Below are 12,840 nucleotides of genomic sequence, written 5' to 3'. Positions count from 1 at the left end.
TCGAGTTGTCGATGGCCGCTGCCGCATGTCCGCGGGTCCACCCGCTCCATAAGGCGCGCAGCACGGGCGCCGTGGATTGCCTCAAACCCCAGCCGAACTGGGGCGATGGGCCGGATTTCCGATACATGGGGAGATCACGCGGACGCACGGTGACGGCCAAGCGATTCCCCGTCATCCTACGATTCACCTCAGGAGCCCCCGAGTGAGCAAGCGCACCTTCCAGCCGAACAACCGTCGTCGCGCGAAGACCCACGGCTTCCGGCTGCGGATGCGTACCCGCGCCGGCCGCGCCATCCTGGCTGCCCGCCGTGGCAAGGGCCGCGCCAGCCTGTCCGCCTGATCCGCACCAGAGTCTGTTGTGCTGCCCTCCGAGAATCGGCTGCGGCGGCGCCAGGACTTCGCGACCGCGGTGAAACGCGGTCGCCGGGCCGGTAGGCCCCTGCTGGTCGTCCATCTCGCCAGAGAGGACGCCCCCGGGGGCCGCACCGACCGGACCAGCGACACCCGCCCGCACGTCGCCGAGGGGACTCCTTCGGCGCGTGCGGGTTTCGTCGTGAGCAAGGCCGTCGGCCCGGCGGTCACGCGCAACCTGGTCAAGCGCCGGTTGCGCCACCTTGTGCGTGATCGTCTGTCCCGGCTGCCCGCCGGTAGCCTGATAGTGGTGCGTGCGCTGCCCCCGGCCGCGTCCGCCTCGTACCAGGAACTCGAACGCGACCTGGACGCGGCGCTCAAGCGGCTGCTCAAGGCTGAGCACGCCGCCTCGGCGCCGACGGGAGCAGGGCGATGAAGTACCTGCTAATGGGTCTGATCAGGGTCTACCAGTGGACCATCAGCCCACTGCTCGGTCCGGTGTGCCGCTACTACCCCTCCTGCTCCCACTACGGCTTCGAGGCCGTGCGGACGCACGGGGCGGTGAAGGGCGGCGCACTGACCGTGTGGCGCATCCTGCGCTGCAATCCGTGGACTCCCGGCGGGGTCGATCATGTCCCGCCGCGCAAGCATCCGGTGTGGCACCGCCGGCTGCGGGACCGGCTGAAGGGCCGGTCCGCCGCCGATCAGCCGGTGATCATGCCCCCCGCCGGTCCGGACCCCGAGGGCCCGGCGACCATTGGCCCCATGGGGCCAATCCCAATGTCCAAGGAGCCTGACCGGTGACCTTCTCGTTCCTCAACCCCCTGTACACAGCGGTGTCCTGGATCATCGTCCAGTTCCACTCGCTGTACAGCCACGTCTTCGATCCGAACGGTGGTTGGGCCTGGGGTCTGGCCATCGCCTCGATGGTGGTCGTCATCCGGATCTGCCTGATCCCGCTCTTCGTGAAGCAGATCAAGGCGACCCGGGCCATGCAGGCGATCCAGCCGAAGATGAAGGCCATCCAGGAGCGGTACAAGAACGACCGCCAGCGCCAGTCCGAAGAGATGATGAAGCTGTACAAGGAGGCGGGTACCAACCCGTTCTCCAGCTGCCTTCCCATCCTCGTGCAGGCGCCGTTCTTCACCGCGCTCTACGGCGTGCTGGCCAAGGTCGCCGACGGCAAGCCGATCGGCGTGATCGACGGAACCCTGCTCGACAGCGCCCAGCAGGCCCACATCTTCGGCGCCCCGCTCTCGGCGACCTTCGTCGGCAGCAGCGACGTCAGCGTCAAGATCGTCGTCGCGGTGATGATCATCATGATGTCGCTGTCGCAGTTCGTCACCCAGCGCCAGCTGATGACGAAGAACGTCGACCTCACCGTGAAGACGCCGTTCATGCAGCAGCAGAAGATGCTGATGTACGTCTTCCCGATCATGTTCGCCGTGATGGGCATCAACTTCCCGGTCGGTGTCCTGGTCTACTGGCTGACCACCAACGTCTGGTCGATGGGCCAGCAGCTGATCGTCATCCGCAACAACCCGACGCCGGGCAGCAAGGCCTGGGACGAGCGCCAGGCGCGCCTGAGGAAGGCCGGCCGGCTGAACCCGGACGGCTCGGTCATCAAGGGCCCGCTGTTCGGCCTGCTCCCCGCGAAGAAGTCGGCCGTCAGCGCCGAGGCCGTGGTCGAGGAGTCGGTGCAGGTGCGCCGGCAGCAGCCGCGGAAGCAGACCAAGTCGCAGCGCCAGCACGGCGGCGCCCAGCCGGTCGGCCTGACCAAGGACGCCCCGGCCGAGGAGCCCGCCGACGCCGCCCCGGCGGAGTCCGCCGACACCTCCGGTACGTCCACGGCCTCCGCCGGCTCCGGTGCGGCCAAGCAGACCGCGGCCCGTCCGGCAGGCGCCAAGTCGGGTGCGGCCCGTCAGCAGAGCGGCCGGCAGCAGCCCAAGCGCGGCGGCGGTCAGCGGCCGAAGAAGAAGTGACCGGTCCGCTCCGGATCGTTCCCGCGGCCCCCTGAACCTCGTTACCGGCCCACCACCCGGGCCCATCTCCGAAGGAGTCCATCAGTGACGGAAGGCATCACCTCCGCCGTCGAGGCCGAGGCCGAGGCCGGCGCCGACGAGAGCCTCGTCGCCCGCCTGGAGCAGGAGGGCGACATCGCGGCGGACTACCTGGAGGGTCTGCTCGACATCGCCGACCTCGACGGTGACATCGACATGGACGTCGAGGGCGACCGCGCCCTGGTCTCCATCGTCGGCGACGGCAACGACCGCTCGCTGCAGCGGCTGGTCGGCCAGGACGGCGAGGTGCTGGAGGCACTGCAGGAGCTGACCCGGTTGGCCGTCCACCGGGAGACCGGCGAGCGCAGCCGCCTCATGCTGGACATCGCCGGCTTCCGGGCGCGCAAGCGTTCGGAGCTGGCCGCCCTCGGCGGCCAGGCCGCCGAGCAGGTGAAGAGCTCGGGGGAGCAGGTCAAGCTGCGCCCGATGACCCCCTTCGAGCGCAAGGTCGTCCACGACGCGGTGGCCGCGGCCGGTCTGCGCAGCGAGTCGGAGGGCGAGGAGCCCCAGCGGTGCGTGGTCGTCCTGCCGGCCTGACGGCAGGGTGACCGCCGGCGGCTTCGGCGGTCGGTATGCGACACGAGGACCCGACCCCGTCCGCCACGCGCGGGCGGGGTCGTCGTCCCTTCGCGGGCGGTGGCCCCGCGAGAGATGTTTCACGTGAAACGGTGCAGGAGCGGGTCGGTGGATCCGGGGAGCGGAGAGTTCGAGATGGACACGGAGAGCGCGCCTGCCGGCGGGTCGGAGACGGGCGCCGGCGGTCCGGGTACCGAGGGTGCGGCGGCCGGCGGGCGTCCGGCGGTCGAGCCGCCGCCCGCGCCGCCGGCCGTGGCCCGGGAGGTCTTCGGCGACCGGTACGACGCCGCGGTCCGCTACACCGAGCTGCTGGCCACCTCGGGCGTGACCCGGGGGCTGATCGGCCCGCGCGAGGTGCCCCGGCTCTGGGACCGGCACGTGCTGAACTGCGCCGTGCTCGCCGAACTGCTGCCGGCCGGGACGACGCTCTGCGACGTCGGCTCCGGGGCCGGCCTGCCCGGCATCCCGGTGGCGCTGGCGCGGCCGGACGTCTCGGTGACCCTGCTGGAGCCGCTGCTGCGGCGGACCACCTTCCTGGAGGAGGTGGTCCGCGAGCTGGGGCTGGAGAACGTCACCGTGCTCCGCGGCCGTGCCGAGGAGATGGTCGGCAAGCTGGCCGTGGACGTGGTGACCGCGCGTGCGGTGGCGCCGATGGAGCGGCTGGCCGGCTGGGGGCTGCCGCTGCTGCGGCCGCACGGCCAGATGCTGGCGCTCAAGGGCGACAGCGCCGAGCAGGAGCTGGCCGAGTCCCGGGCCGGGCTGGCGAAGCTCGGCGCGGTGGAGTGGTCGGTGATCGCGGTCGGCGAGGGCACCCTGGAGACCTCGACCCGGGTGGTCCAGGTCAAGGTGGGGGAGAGCCCGGGCGGCGTGAAGGCGGCGACCCGCCGGGCCAAGGCCGCGGCCAGGGCCGGCCGGGCCGGCAGCCCGGCGCGCGGTGCCGACCGCGGCCGGACCCCTCGGCGGCGCGGCCGCTGAGCCGGATGTGAGGCCCGACACGGGCGGGGTGGTCCTTCGACCGCCCCGCCCGTGTGCTGTTCGGCGCCCGGCGGCGTTCGGGTGACGGACGGGGGGACGGGAGGACGACATCGGACCACCGGAGTGTCGCATCGTCAGAATTCCGACATTGCGGGCATGGTGTTTCACGTGAAACGTCGCTCTCTCCTCTCGGGAATCCTCTCGCGCAGCCGGGCGGCGACTGTTGCCGCTCCGGTTTCACGTGAAACACTGAGCCCCATGCAGGACTCGGAGACCATCGACCAGATCGATGACACGCCCATCGCGCGTGCTGCCCAGGCTGCGGTCCAGGCCATCGGCCGAGCGGGCGAGGGACTGCCCCGCCCCGCGGCCACCCGGGTGATGGTGGTGGCCAACCAGAAGGGCGGGGTGGGCAAGACCACCACCACCGTCAACCTCGCCGCCTCGCTGGCCATGCACGGCCTGCGCGTGCTGGTGATCGACCTCGACCCGCAGGGCAACGCCTCGACCGCGCTCGGCATCGACCACCACGCCGAGGTGCCCTCGATCTACGACGTCCTGGTGGAGGGCAAGCCGCTCGCCGACGTGGTGCAGCCGGTGGTCGAGGTCGAGGGGCTGTTCTGCGTCCCCGCCACGATCGACCTGGCCGGCGCCGAGATCGAGCTGGTGTCGCTGGTGGCCCGGGAGAGCCGGCTGCAGCGCGCCATCGCCGCCTACGAGCAGCCGCTGGACTACATCCTCATCGACTGTCCGCCCTCGCTGGGCCTGTTGACGGTCAACGCCCTGGTCGCCGGCCAGGAGGTGCTGATCCCGATCCAGTGCGAGTACTACGCGCTGGAGGGCCTCGGCCAGCTGCTGCGCAACGTGGAGCTGGTCCGGGCGCACCTCAACCAGGCACTGCACGTCTCCACCATCCTGCTCACCATGTACGACGCCCGGACCAGACTGGCCGCCCAGGTGGCGGAGGAGGTCCGGACGCACTTCCAGCAGGAGGTCCTGCACACCGCGATCCCGCGCTCGGTCCGCATCTCGGAGGCGCCCAGCTACGGTCAGACGGTGCTCACCTACGACCCGGGCTCCACCGGGGCGCTCTCCTACCTGGAGGCCGCCCGGGAACTGGCGTTGCGGGCGGTGTCCGCAGGGGGCGGAGGCTCGTTGGTGGGGCAGCAGCGGCACGGTTCGGGGCAGGGCGCCCCGGGGGCACAGCACGGTACGACGGAGGGCAATCGGTGAGTGGTGGTCGCAGGGGTCTGGGACGAGGGCTCGAGGCGCTGATCGGCCCCGCCGTCCCGGCGGGTGGTGGAGCCGGGACCGGCGCCGCGGCGCAGCCGGCGGCGGTCCCGGTGGCCTCGCCCGGGGCGGTCTCGCCGACCGCGGTGCCGGTACTGCCGTCCGGCCGGGGCACGCTGGCGGCCAGGGCGGCCGCGGAGAGCCTGCGGGAGCAGGCCGCCGAGGCGCAGCCCGCACCGGTGGCCGGGGCCTACTTCGCCGAGCTGCCGCTGGACGCGATCACCCCGAACCCGCGCCAGCCGCGCGAGGTGTTCGACGAGGACAAGCTGGCCGAGCTGGTCACCTCGATCAAGGAGGTGGGCCTGCTCCAGCCGGTGGTGGTGCGCCAGACGGCGCCCGGGCGCTTCGAGCTCATCATGGGCGAGCGGCGCTGGCGGGCCTCCCGGGAGGCCGGGCTGGAGCAGATCCCGGCGATCGTCCGGGCCACCGAGGACGACAAGCTGCTCCTGGACGCGCTGCTGGAGAACCTGCACCGGGCCGAGCTGAACGCGCTGGAGGAGGCGGCCGCCTACGACCAGCTGCTGCGGGACTTCTCCTGCACCCACGAGGAGCTGGCCGACCGGATCGGCCGCTCGCGTTCGCACGTGTCCAACACCCTGCGGATGCTGAAGCTCTCGCCCGGGGTGCAGCGGCGGCTGGCCGCCGGGACGATCACGGCCGGACACGGCCGGGCGATCCTCGGGCTCGCGGACGCCGAGCGGCAGGAGGAGCTCGCCGCCCGGGTGATCGCCGAGGCGCTCACCGTCCGGATGACCGAGGAACTGGTCCTGCTGATGAACGGTGAGGAGCCCAAGCCCAAGCGCCAGGCACCCAAGGCGGGCAAGATCCTCTCGCCGGCCTTCAACGACCTGGCGAGCCGGCTCTCGGACCGCTTCGACACCCGGGTGAAGGTCGAGGTCTCGCAGCGGGGCGGCAAGCTCGGCAAGGGCAAGGTCGTCCTGGAGTTCGGCTCGGTGGAGGACCTCAACCGGATCCTGGACAGCATGGCGCCCGGCGACGACGGGCTGCGGCTGTCGCAGGGCTGAGCCGGAGTCGGCATGGCGGTGGCGACGGGTGCATGGTTCGCGTGAGCGCTGTTTCACGTGAAACATGCACCCGTCGGCGTTCGGGGGGAATGCTCGACTGTGGAGTGGACGAGGAGGTGCGGGGCATGGGACGCCGGATCGTTCCGCTGACGCTGGACAACCTCGCGGACCTGCCGTCGACCTGCCGGTCCTGCGTGTTCTGGGAGCTGGACCCGGTCAGTGGCCGGGCGGCGGTCGAGTCCGGCAAGCCCGGGTTGGAGAAGGAGGGGTGGATCTCCGCGGTCCTGCTGGAGTGGGGGTCCTGCGGCCGGGTGGTCTACGTGGACGACCGGCCGGCCGGCTTCGTGCTGTACGCCCCGCCCGCCTATGTGCCGCGCTCGCAGTCCTTCCCGACCAGCCCGGTCTCCTCGGACGCCGTTCAGCTGATGGTCAGCCGGGTGCTTCCGGGTTTCCAGCGGCAGGGGATCGGGCGGGTCCTGGTGCAGACGGTGGCCAAGGACCTGCTGGGCCGGGGGTTCCGGGCGATCGAGGCGTTCGGGGCGGTCGGGCGGCAGCCGGTCAGCTGCGTGCTGCCGGCCGAGCACCTGTTGGCGGTGGGCTTCAAGACGGTCCGCCCGCACCACCGCTATCCGCGGCTGCGGCTGGAGGCGCGGAACACGCTCTCCTGGCGGGGGGACGTCGAGGGGGCGCTGGAGCGGCTGCTGGGCGGCGGGCGGAAGGAACCGGCGCTGCGGCCGTTCTGAGCGCGGTCCGTCCGCGGGCGGCGGCGTCGGCGAACGAACGGGGCCGGCGAACGAACGGGGCCGGCCACGGATGAGGCCGGCGACGAACGAGGGCGGGACCCCCGGTGGGGAGTCCCGCCCTCGTGGCGTCCTGGGGGAGCGGCCTCAGATCAGGCCGTCCAGCTCGCGCAGCAGCGCGGCCTTCGGACGGGCGCCGGTGATCTGCTTCACCGGCTCGCCGTTCTTGAAGAGGATCAGGGTCGGGATGGAGATGACGTTGTACGCCGCGGCGGTCTGCTGGTTGGCGTCGACGTCGAGCTTGGCGATGGTGAGCTTGTCGCTCTCGTCGGCCGCGATCTCCTCCAGGACCGGGGCCACCTGGCGGCACGGGCCGCACCATTCGGCCCAGAAGTCGACGAGGACGGGCTTGTCGCTCTTGATGACGTCGGCATCGAACGTCGCGTCGGTCACGGTGGTGGTGGCGCCGGCCACGATCACTCCTAAGGGTCAAGCGGGAGGGGGGCTCTGCCAGGTCTACAACACCGCGCGGGGCGGTTCTGTTTCGGCCCGGCGGGGTGGGCGTGTTTCACGTGGAACACACCCACCCGGAGGGGGGTCGGTGGGGGTCAGACCGCGACGGTGGCGGCCTGGGCCTCCAGGTCGGCCAGCGAGGCCAGGTAGCGCTCGGCGTCCAGGGCGGCGGAGCAGCCGGTGCCGGAGGCGGTGATGGCCTGGCGGTAGGTGTGGTCGACGACGTCGCCGGCGGCGAAGACACCCGGGATGTTGGTGCGGGTGGAGGGGGACTCGACCTTGAGGTAGCCCTCGGCGTCGAGGTCCAGCTGGCCCTTGAAGAGCTCGGTGCGCGGGTCGTGGCCGATGGCGATGAACAGGCCGGTGACCGGGAGCTCGCGGGTCTCGCCGGTGGTGGTGTCGCGCAGGGTGACGCCGGTCAGCTTCGGGTCGCCGTGGATCGCCTCGACCGCGCTGTCCCACTCGAAGCTGATCTTCTCGTCGGCGAAGGCGCGCTCCTGCATCGCCTTGGAGGCGCGCAGGGTGTCCCGGCGGTGGATGACCTTGACGCTGCGGGCGAAGCGGGAGAGGAAGGTCGCCTCCTCCAGGGCGGTGTCGCCGCCGCCGACCACCGCGATGTCCTGGTCGCGGAAGAAGAAGCCGTCGCAGGTCGCGCACCAGGAGACGCCGCGGCCGGACAGCTGGTCCTCGTTGGGCAGGCCCAGCTTGCGGTGCTGGGAGCCGGTGGTGACGATCACGGCGCGGGCCTTGTGGACGTTGCCCTCGGAGTCGGTGACGGTCTTGATGTCACCGGTGAGGTCCACGGCGACGATGTCGTCGGGGATCAGCTCGGCGCCGAAACGCTCGGCCTGCGCCCGCATGTTGTCCATCAGCTCGGGGCCCATGATGCCGTCCCGGAAGCCGGGGAAGTTCTCGACCTCGGTGGTGTTCATCAGCGCGCCACCGGCGGTGACGGCGCCCTCGAAGACCAGCGGATCGAGGGAGGCACGGGCCGTGTAGAGCGCAGCCGTGTAGCCGGCCGGGCCGGAACCGATGATGATCACGTTACGGACGTCGCTCACTGCATCTCCTGGTTCGCATCGCGACCCGCGTTTGCTGCGGGGAGGGCGGTCATGCTCCGCCGCCCGGGACAACGACTGACCAGTGTCTCGCATTCCCAGGAGGATCAGTACCAGGCGCCCGCACTCTGGGAGTGTCGTGCGGCCGTCGGCATGGATCGCACGGGAACCAACGGTCAGCCGGCCGGGATCGTGCGGTGCAGCAGGAGTCCGCACTCGGGGGAGCGGAGGTAGACGTCGAGCTGGTCGGAGCGGCCGGGCAGGGCGTAGACCAGCAGATCGGCGGGGGCCCCGGCGTAGCTGCCGCGGTCGGTGGCCAGCAGGGCGGCGGTGCTGGGCGGCGGGCAGCCCGGGGTGGAGCGGCCGCCGCCGAGGTCCTGGCCGCCCTCGGCGGGCGGAACGGCGGTCGGGCCGGAGCCGTCCGAAGGGGCGGCGCCGTTGCCGGCGCCGACGCCGGCGGACGGCTTGGTGGGCAGCACGGGGCGGCCGGCGGCGGTCCCGGCGAGCAGCTCCCGGACCTGGGCGGCGAGCTGCTCCTCCCGGTAGACGGTGCCTCCGGTGGACCGGTCGGCCTTGGCGGCGGCCGTGCCGCCGGGAGCGGCCGCGTTGGCGGCGGTACTGGCGTCCTGCTTCGGGGAGGCGTCGGGCCGGGCCAGGAAGGCCCCGCCGAGGCCGAGGACGAGCAGCGCGGCGGCCGAGCCCAGCAGCAGGGTCCGACGGCGCCGGGGGCGGGCGGTGCGGCCGGGTCCGGTGGCGGCGGCCGGACGGGCGGGCGGAGCGGCTGCCGGGGCCGCCGGTCGGCCGGATCGGGGGTCCTCGGGCCGGGCGGTCGCCCGTACGGTCTGCGGGGCCGGGAGGGGCGGCTCCGCGGCCTCGGAGGCCGCGGCCGCGAGGGCGGCGTCGATCCGGGCGGCGACGTCGTCCGGCATCGGCGGGAACTCGGCCCCGCCGAGCAGTGTCCGCACCTCGGCGAGCGCGTCGACGGTCTCCCGGCACTCGGCGCAGCCGGTCAGGTGCCGGCGCAGCGCGTCGGCCTCGGCGGGCGGGAGCAGGTCCTCGGCGAGGTCGGCCAGCTCGTCGACCTCGGGGTGCGCGCCCGCGGCGGGGTCGGGGGAGGAGAGGGGCGCCGTCATCGTGTGCTCGCGTCTCCTTCCAGAATCGGCCGGGCTGGGTCCGGGACTGTCCCTGTGACGGTACGGGGCCCGGGTGGGTTCCCGGGCGGAGGGGCGGCGCCGGGGGCGGACACCGTTTCACGTGAAACACCGGCCGCCGGCGCCCCGGCGTCCGTCCCCGCGCGCTCCTCGCGCAGGTGCCGGACGAGCGGCAGCAGCCGGGCCCGGCCGCGGGCGCAGCGGCTCTTCACGGTGCCGACCGGCACGCCCAGGAGTGCGGCGGCCTCGGCGACGGGATAGCCCTGCATGTCGACCAGGACGAGTGCGGCCCGCTGTTCGGCGGGCAGCTCGGCGAGCGCGGCGGACAGTTCGCGGTGCACCTCGGCGCGGACCACCGGGGAGTCGGCGGGCTCGGCGGAGCCGACCAGGGCGTCCAGCCGCTGCGGGTCGTCGTCGAGCGGCCTGGTCCGGCGGGTGGCGGTGCGCCGGGCGCGGTCCAGGCAGGCGTTGACCACGATCCGGTGCAGCCAGGTGGTGACGGCCGAGCGGCCTTGGAAGGTGTGGGCGGAGCGGAAGGCGGAGACCAGGGCGTCCTGCAGGGCGTCGGCGGCCTCCTCGCGGTCGCCGAGGGTGCGCAGGGCGACGGCCCAGAGCCGGTCGCGGTGGCGGTTCACCAGGAGGCCGAAGGCCTCCCGGTCGCCCGCGACGTGCCGGGCGAGGAGCGCCGCGTCGTCGTCGCCGCGCCCCGGTCCGTCCTCCGCCACGTCCACCCCTCGCCGTTCGTGCCCTGCCCGCCGCACCACCCGTGGGTCAGCCGGAGACCTTCACGTCGAGGAGGTGGGCCTGGTACTTGCCCGCGTCCTTGGTGCCTTCCGGATTCTTGGACAGGCTGGTCAGCCAGATCAAGACGTAGCGGGTGGTGACCGGGCTGTCCAGGGTGTACTCGACGTTGGTGCCGGCCTTCTTCGCCAGGGTGGTGAAGTCGTTCTGCTTGGCCGTCGGCGGGTTGGCGACGCCCTTGCCGGGCACGCGGAGCTCGGCCGTGGTGGGGGTGCCGAACTTCACGCTCACTCTGGAGACCGTCTGCGCCGAGCCGAGGTCGAGCAGCAGGCCGGTGCCCTCCTTGCCCTTGGGGAAGAGGTCGTTGTACCAGTTGGTGACCCACTCGCTGTTCGGGTCGTCGTCGATGGCCTTGGCCAGGCTCGACGTGCCCTCCGGGCCGTCGCCCAGGGGGTTGAAGGAGATCGCCTCCTTGACCGGGATCGGCATCGGGTCGTGGGTCGCGGTGTGGGCGGTGGGGGCGGCGGAGGTGCCGCTGGGCTGGGGGGCCGCGATGGCGGAGCTCCCCGGGCGCAGGTAGTCGACCAACTGCCAGGAGGCCGCGCCGATGGCGCCGAGGGCGACCGTCCAGGCGGTCACCTTGACGACCCGGCGCAGCCGCCGTCCGGCGCGCCGCACCGGAGCCGCCACGGGGGTGGGGACGGTGCCGGGGGCGGCGACCACCCGGGTCGGGTTGGGCGCGGTCGGCAGGGCGTGGGTGTTGTGCCGCGGCGGGTTGGTGAAGACCGGCAGCTCGGGTTCGGGCTGGCGGATGCGCGGCATCAGCGCGATCGCCCGGGCGAGCGCCTCGGGGGTGGTGATCGGCTCGGCGTGGTGCGGCGGGTGGTCGAACAGGGCGCGGGCGGCCAGGTCGGACAGGCCCTTGTGGACCCCGGCCCGGACCTGGTCCGGCGCCACCTCGCCGACGTTCCTGGGCAGGCCCTGGAGGTCGTAGCGGTCCTCGGGGAAGGGCCAGCGGTGGGTGAGCACGGCGAACAGCAGGGCGCCGATGGCCCGGGTGTCGGTGCGCTCGGCGTCCTCGTCGGAGCCCTCGGCGGGCAGGCCGCGCAGGGCGGCGTCCACCGCGATGCCGTTGATCCGGTACTGGCCGCTGTCGGTGCGCAGCACGCAGCGCGGGGTGAGCCGCAGGTGGGCCTGGCCGCGCCGGTGGGCGGCGGCCACCGCGTCGGTGACCTGGCGGACCATCTGGTACGCCTCGTGCGGCTCCATCGGCCCGTCGGCGAGCAGCTTGGCGAGGTCGGAGGCGTGCGGCAGCCACTCGCGCACGACGTAGACCAGCTCGCCCTCCTGGACGGCGTCCAGGACCTGGACGAAGCGCGGGTCGCCGAGCAGGGCCGCCGACTTGGCGGCGGCCAGGACCTGGCGGGCGCGCTGGTGGCCGGCGGCCATCAGGTGGACGCCGACGGCGCGGCGCAGCTTCTCGTCGACCGCGCGCCAGCTGCTGAAGGTCTCGGTGGAGGAGATGCACTCCTCCAGCCGGTAGCGGTGGCCGATGAGGTCGCCGCTGTGCCGCAGCGGGGCGGGCAGGGTCTGCGGCAGGGTGGCGGTGTCCCGGGGGTCGTGGGTGGGCTGCGGGTCCCGGGGCGGGCGCTTGGCGGCGGTGGGGTCGCCCTTCGCGGTTGCCTTGGCGGCGGCCTTCGCGGCGGCCTCGGCCCGGCGGGCGGCGTCACCGGCGGCCAGTTCGGCGGCGATCTCGGTGGCCGACAGCGGGGCGGTGATCTCCGAGGTCTCCTCGCTCCCGGCCGGGGTGCCGGCGGCCGGCTCGTCGTCCTCGCTGCCGTCCTCGCTGCCGTCCTCGGTGTCGCCCCCGGCGGAGGGCCCGTCCTCGGTGGCGTCCTCCGCGGCGGTGTCGTCCTCGGTGTCCGCCGCGGCGGCCGGGCCCTTCCGGGTGGCGGAGCCGCCCGAGGCGGGGCGCTCGCTCGCCGGCGAGTCGGCCCCGGTGGCCCGGGCCGTGCCGTCGGCGAGTTCGTCGATCGCCGCGGCCAGCGCGGCCTCGTCCGCCGCTCCGTCAGCTGCTGACGTGTCGACGACCGCCTTGGTGCCATCAGCCACCGTGGTCCAGCCTCCCCTTGTGTCGCCCCGGGCCTGAGAGAGAGTCGTTGGAGCGCCCGGGCCGGTGGCCCCGGTGCTCCAGGACAATTGTGCCCACTGTTCTCCACCGGGTACGACCGCTGGGAGCTCCGTGCGGTTGCCTGACGGTGGAGAGATGTGGCGCAGTCGGCATCGGGCCGCCGCGCTCCCCCCCCCCCCCAGCGGGGCGGGGGCGGGCGGCCCCCGAACGGGGGGGCAGCGCCAAAGGG

The 12,840-nt window shown here is 73.3% G+C and carries 14 protein-coding genes; 9 read left to right on the top strand and 5 right to left on the bottom strand.

All coding sequences use genetic code 11. The features are described from left to right. Positions 1–202: 202 nt before the first annotated feature. From rpmH to ACFC0B_RS15895, 9 genes are all read left to right on the top strand, one after another. Entirely contained in the window at positions 203–340 is a 138-nt protein-coding gene (gene rpmH / locus ACFC0B_RS15935; protein WP_030059672.1) for a 50S ribosomal protein L34, read from the top strand. A gap of 18 nt (positions 341–358) precedes the next feature. Then, positions 359–787, top strand: coding sequence for a ribonuclease P protein component (rnpA, locus tag ACFC0B_RS15930; protein ID WP_376086407.1), 429 nt, complete (start codon positions 359–361; stop codon positions 785–787). Then, positions 784–1,155 (top strand): membrane protein insertion efficiency factor YidD, encoded by a 372-nt coding sequence (gene yidD, locus ACFC0B_RS15925; RefSeq protein ID WP_376086406.1) that lies wholly within the window; start codon positions 784–786, stop codon positions 1,153–1,155. The genes rnpA and yidD overlap by 4 nt, the downstream gene beginning before the upstream one ends. Further along, positions 1,152–2,333, top strand: a complete 1,182-nt coding sequence (gene yidC, locus ACFC0B_RS15920; protein ID WP_376086405.1) for a membrane protein insertase YidC — start codon at positions 1,152–1,154, stop codon at positions 2,331–2,333. The genes yidD and yidC overlap by 4 nt, the downstream gene beginning before the upstream one ends. 84 nt (positions 2,334–2,417) lie before the next feature. Beyond that, positions 2,418–2,948, top strand: coding sequence for a protein jag (locus ACFC0B_RS15915; protein WP_376086404.1), 531 nt, complete (start codon positions 2,418–2,420; stop codon positions 2,946–2,948). A gap of 174 nt (positions 2,949–3,122) precedes the next feature. After that, positions 3,123–3,962, top strand: coding sequence for a 16S rRNA (guanine(527)-N(7))-methyltransferase RsmG (gene rsmG / locus ACFC0B_RS15910; RefSeq protein WP_376086403.1), 840 nt, complete (start codon positions 3,123–3,125; stop codon positions 3,960–3,962). Positions 3,963–4,220: 258 nt separating this feature from the next. Then, positions 4,221–5,195: a ParA family protein gene (locus ACFC0B_RS15905; RefSeq protein ID WP_376086402.1), complete on the top strand. Its 975-nt coding sequence runs from the start codon at positions 4,221–4,223 to the stop codon at positions 5,193–5,195. Beyond that, a complete protein-coding gene (locus tag ACFC0B_RS15900) occupies positions 5,192–6,277 on the top strand; it encodes a ParB/RepB/Spo0J family partition protein (protein ID WP_376086401.1) in 1,086 nt (361 codons plus the stop codon). The genes ACFC0B_RS15905 and ACFC0B_RS15900 overlap by 4 nt, the downstream gene beginning before the upstream one ends. A 125-nt stretch (positions 6,278–6,402) precedes the next feature. Beyond that, positions 6,403–7,020 carry a GNAT family N-acetyltransferase gene (locus ACFC0B_RS15895; RefSeq protein WP_376086400.1) on the top strand — a complete coding sequence of 206 codons (618 nt, stop codon included), beginning with the start codon at positions 6,403–6,405 and terminating at the stop codon, positions 7,018–7,020. Between the two features lie 144 nt (positions 7,021–7,164). Here ACFC0B_RS15895 and trxA read toward each other — a convergent pair whose 3' ends face one another. From trxA to ACFC0B_RS15870, 5 genes are all read right to left on the bottom strand, one after another. After that, entirely contained in the window at positions 7,165–7,491 is a 327-nt protein-coding gene (gene trxA, locus ACFC0B_RS15890; RefSeq protein ID WP_376086399.1) for a thioredoxin, read from the bottom strand. Positions 7,492–7,625: 134 nt separating this feature from the next. Next, positions 7,626–8,591 carry a thioredoxin-disulfide reductase gene (gene trxB / locus ACFC0B_RS15885; protein ID WP_376086398.1) on the bottom strand — a complete coding sequence of 322 codons (966 nt, stop codon included), beginning with the start codon at positions 8,589–8,591 and terminating at the stop codon, positions 7,626–7,628. 173 nt (positions 8,592–8,764) lie between these two features. Beyond that, complete coding sequence (locus tag ACFC0B_RS15880) at positions 8,765–9,721, bottom strand: anti-sigma factor family protein (protein ID WP_376086397.1); 957 nt, start codon at positions 9,719–9,721, stop codon at positions 8,765–8,767. Then, positions 9,718–10,470 carry an RNA polymerase sigma factor SigM gene (gene sigM / locus ACFC0B_RS15875; protein WP_376086396.1) on the bottom strand — a complete coding sequence of 251 codons (753 nt, stop codon included), beginning with the start codon at positions 10,468–10,470 and terminating at the stop codon, positions 9,718–9,720. The genes ACFC0B_RS15880 and sigM overlap by 4 nt, the downstream gene beginning before the upstream one ends. Positions 10,471–10,510: 40 nt before the next feature. Further along, the gene (locus ACFC0B_RS15870; RefSeq protein ID WP_376086395.1) at positions 10,511–12,592 is read right to left on the bottom strand and encodes a serine/threonine protein kinase; all 2,082 of its coding nucleotides are present in this window, start codon (positions 12,590–12,592) and stop codon (positions 10,511–10,513) included. Positions 12,593–12,840 lie beyond the last annotated feature (248 nt).

The organism is Kitasatospora sp. NPDC056184 (genome assembly GCF_042268405.1).
Lineage (GTDB): Bacteria > Actinomycetota > Actinomycetes > Streptomycetales > Streptomycetaceae > Kitasatospora.
Note: the sequence above shows the minus strand (reverse complement) of the source record. Positions and strands in the feature narration are given on the sequence as shown.

What these genes read in the sequence shown, in the direction of transcription:
- rsmG (WP_376086403.1), top strand. Translation starts at nt 3,123, where the DNA reads ATGGACACGGAGAGCGCGCCTGCCGGCGGGTCGGAGACGGGCGCCGGC.
- ACFC0B_RS15895 (WP_376086400.1), top strand. Translation starts at nt 6,403, where the DNA reads ATGGGACGCCGGATCGTTCCGCTGACGCTGGACAACCTCGCGGACCTG.
- ACFC0B_RS15880 (WP_376086397.1), bottom strand. Translation starts at nt 9,721, where the DNA reads ATGACGGCGCCCCTCTCCTCCCCCGACCCCGCCGCGGGCGCGCACCCC.
- ACFC0B_RS15905 (WP_376086402.1), top strand. Translation starts at nt 4,221, where the DNA reads ATGCAGGACTCGGAGACCATCGACCAGATCGATGACACGCCCATCGCG.
- yidD (WP_376086406.1), top strand. Translation starts at nt 784, where the DNA reads ATGAAGTACCTGCTAATGGGTCTGATCAGGGTCTACCAGTGGACCATC.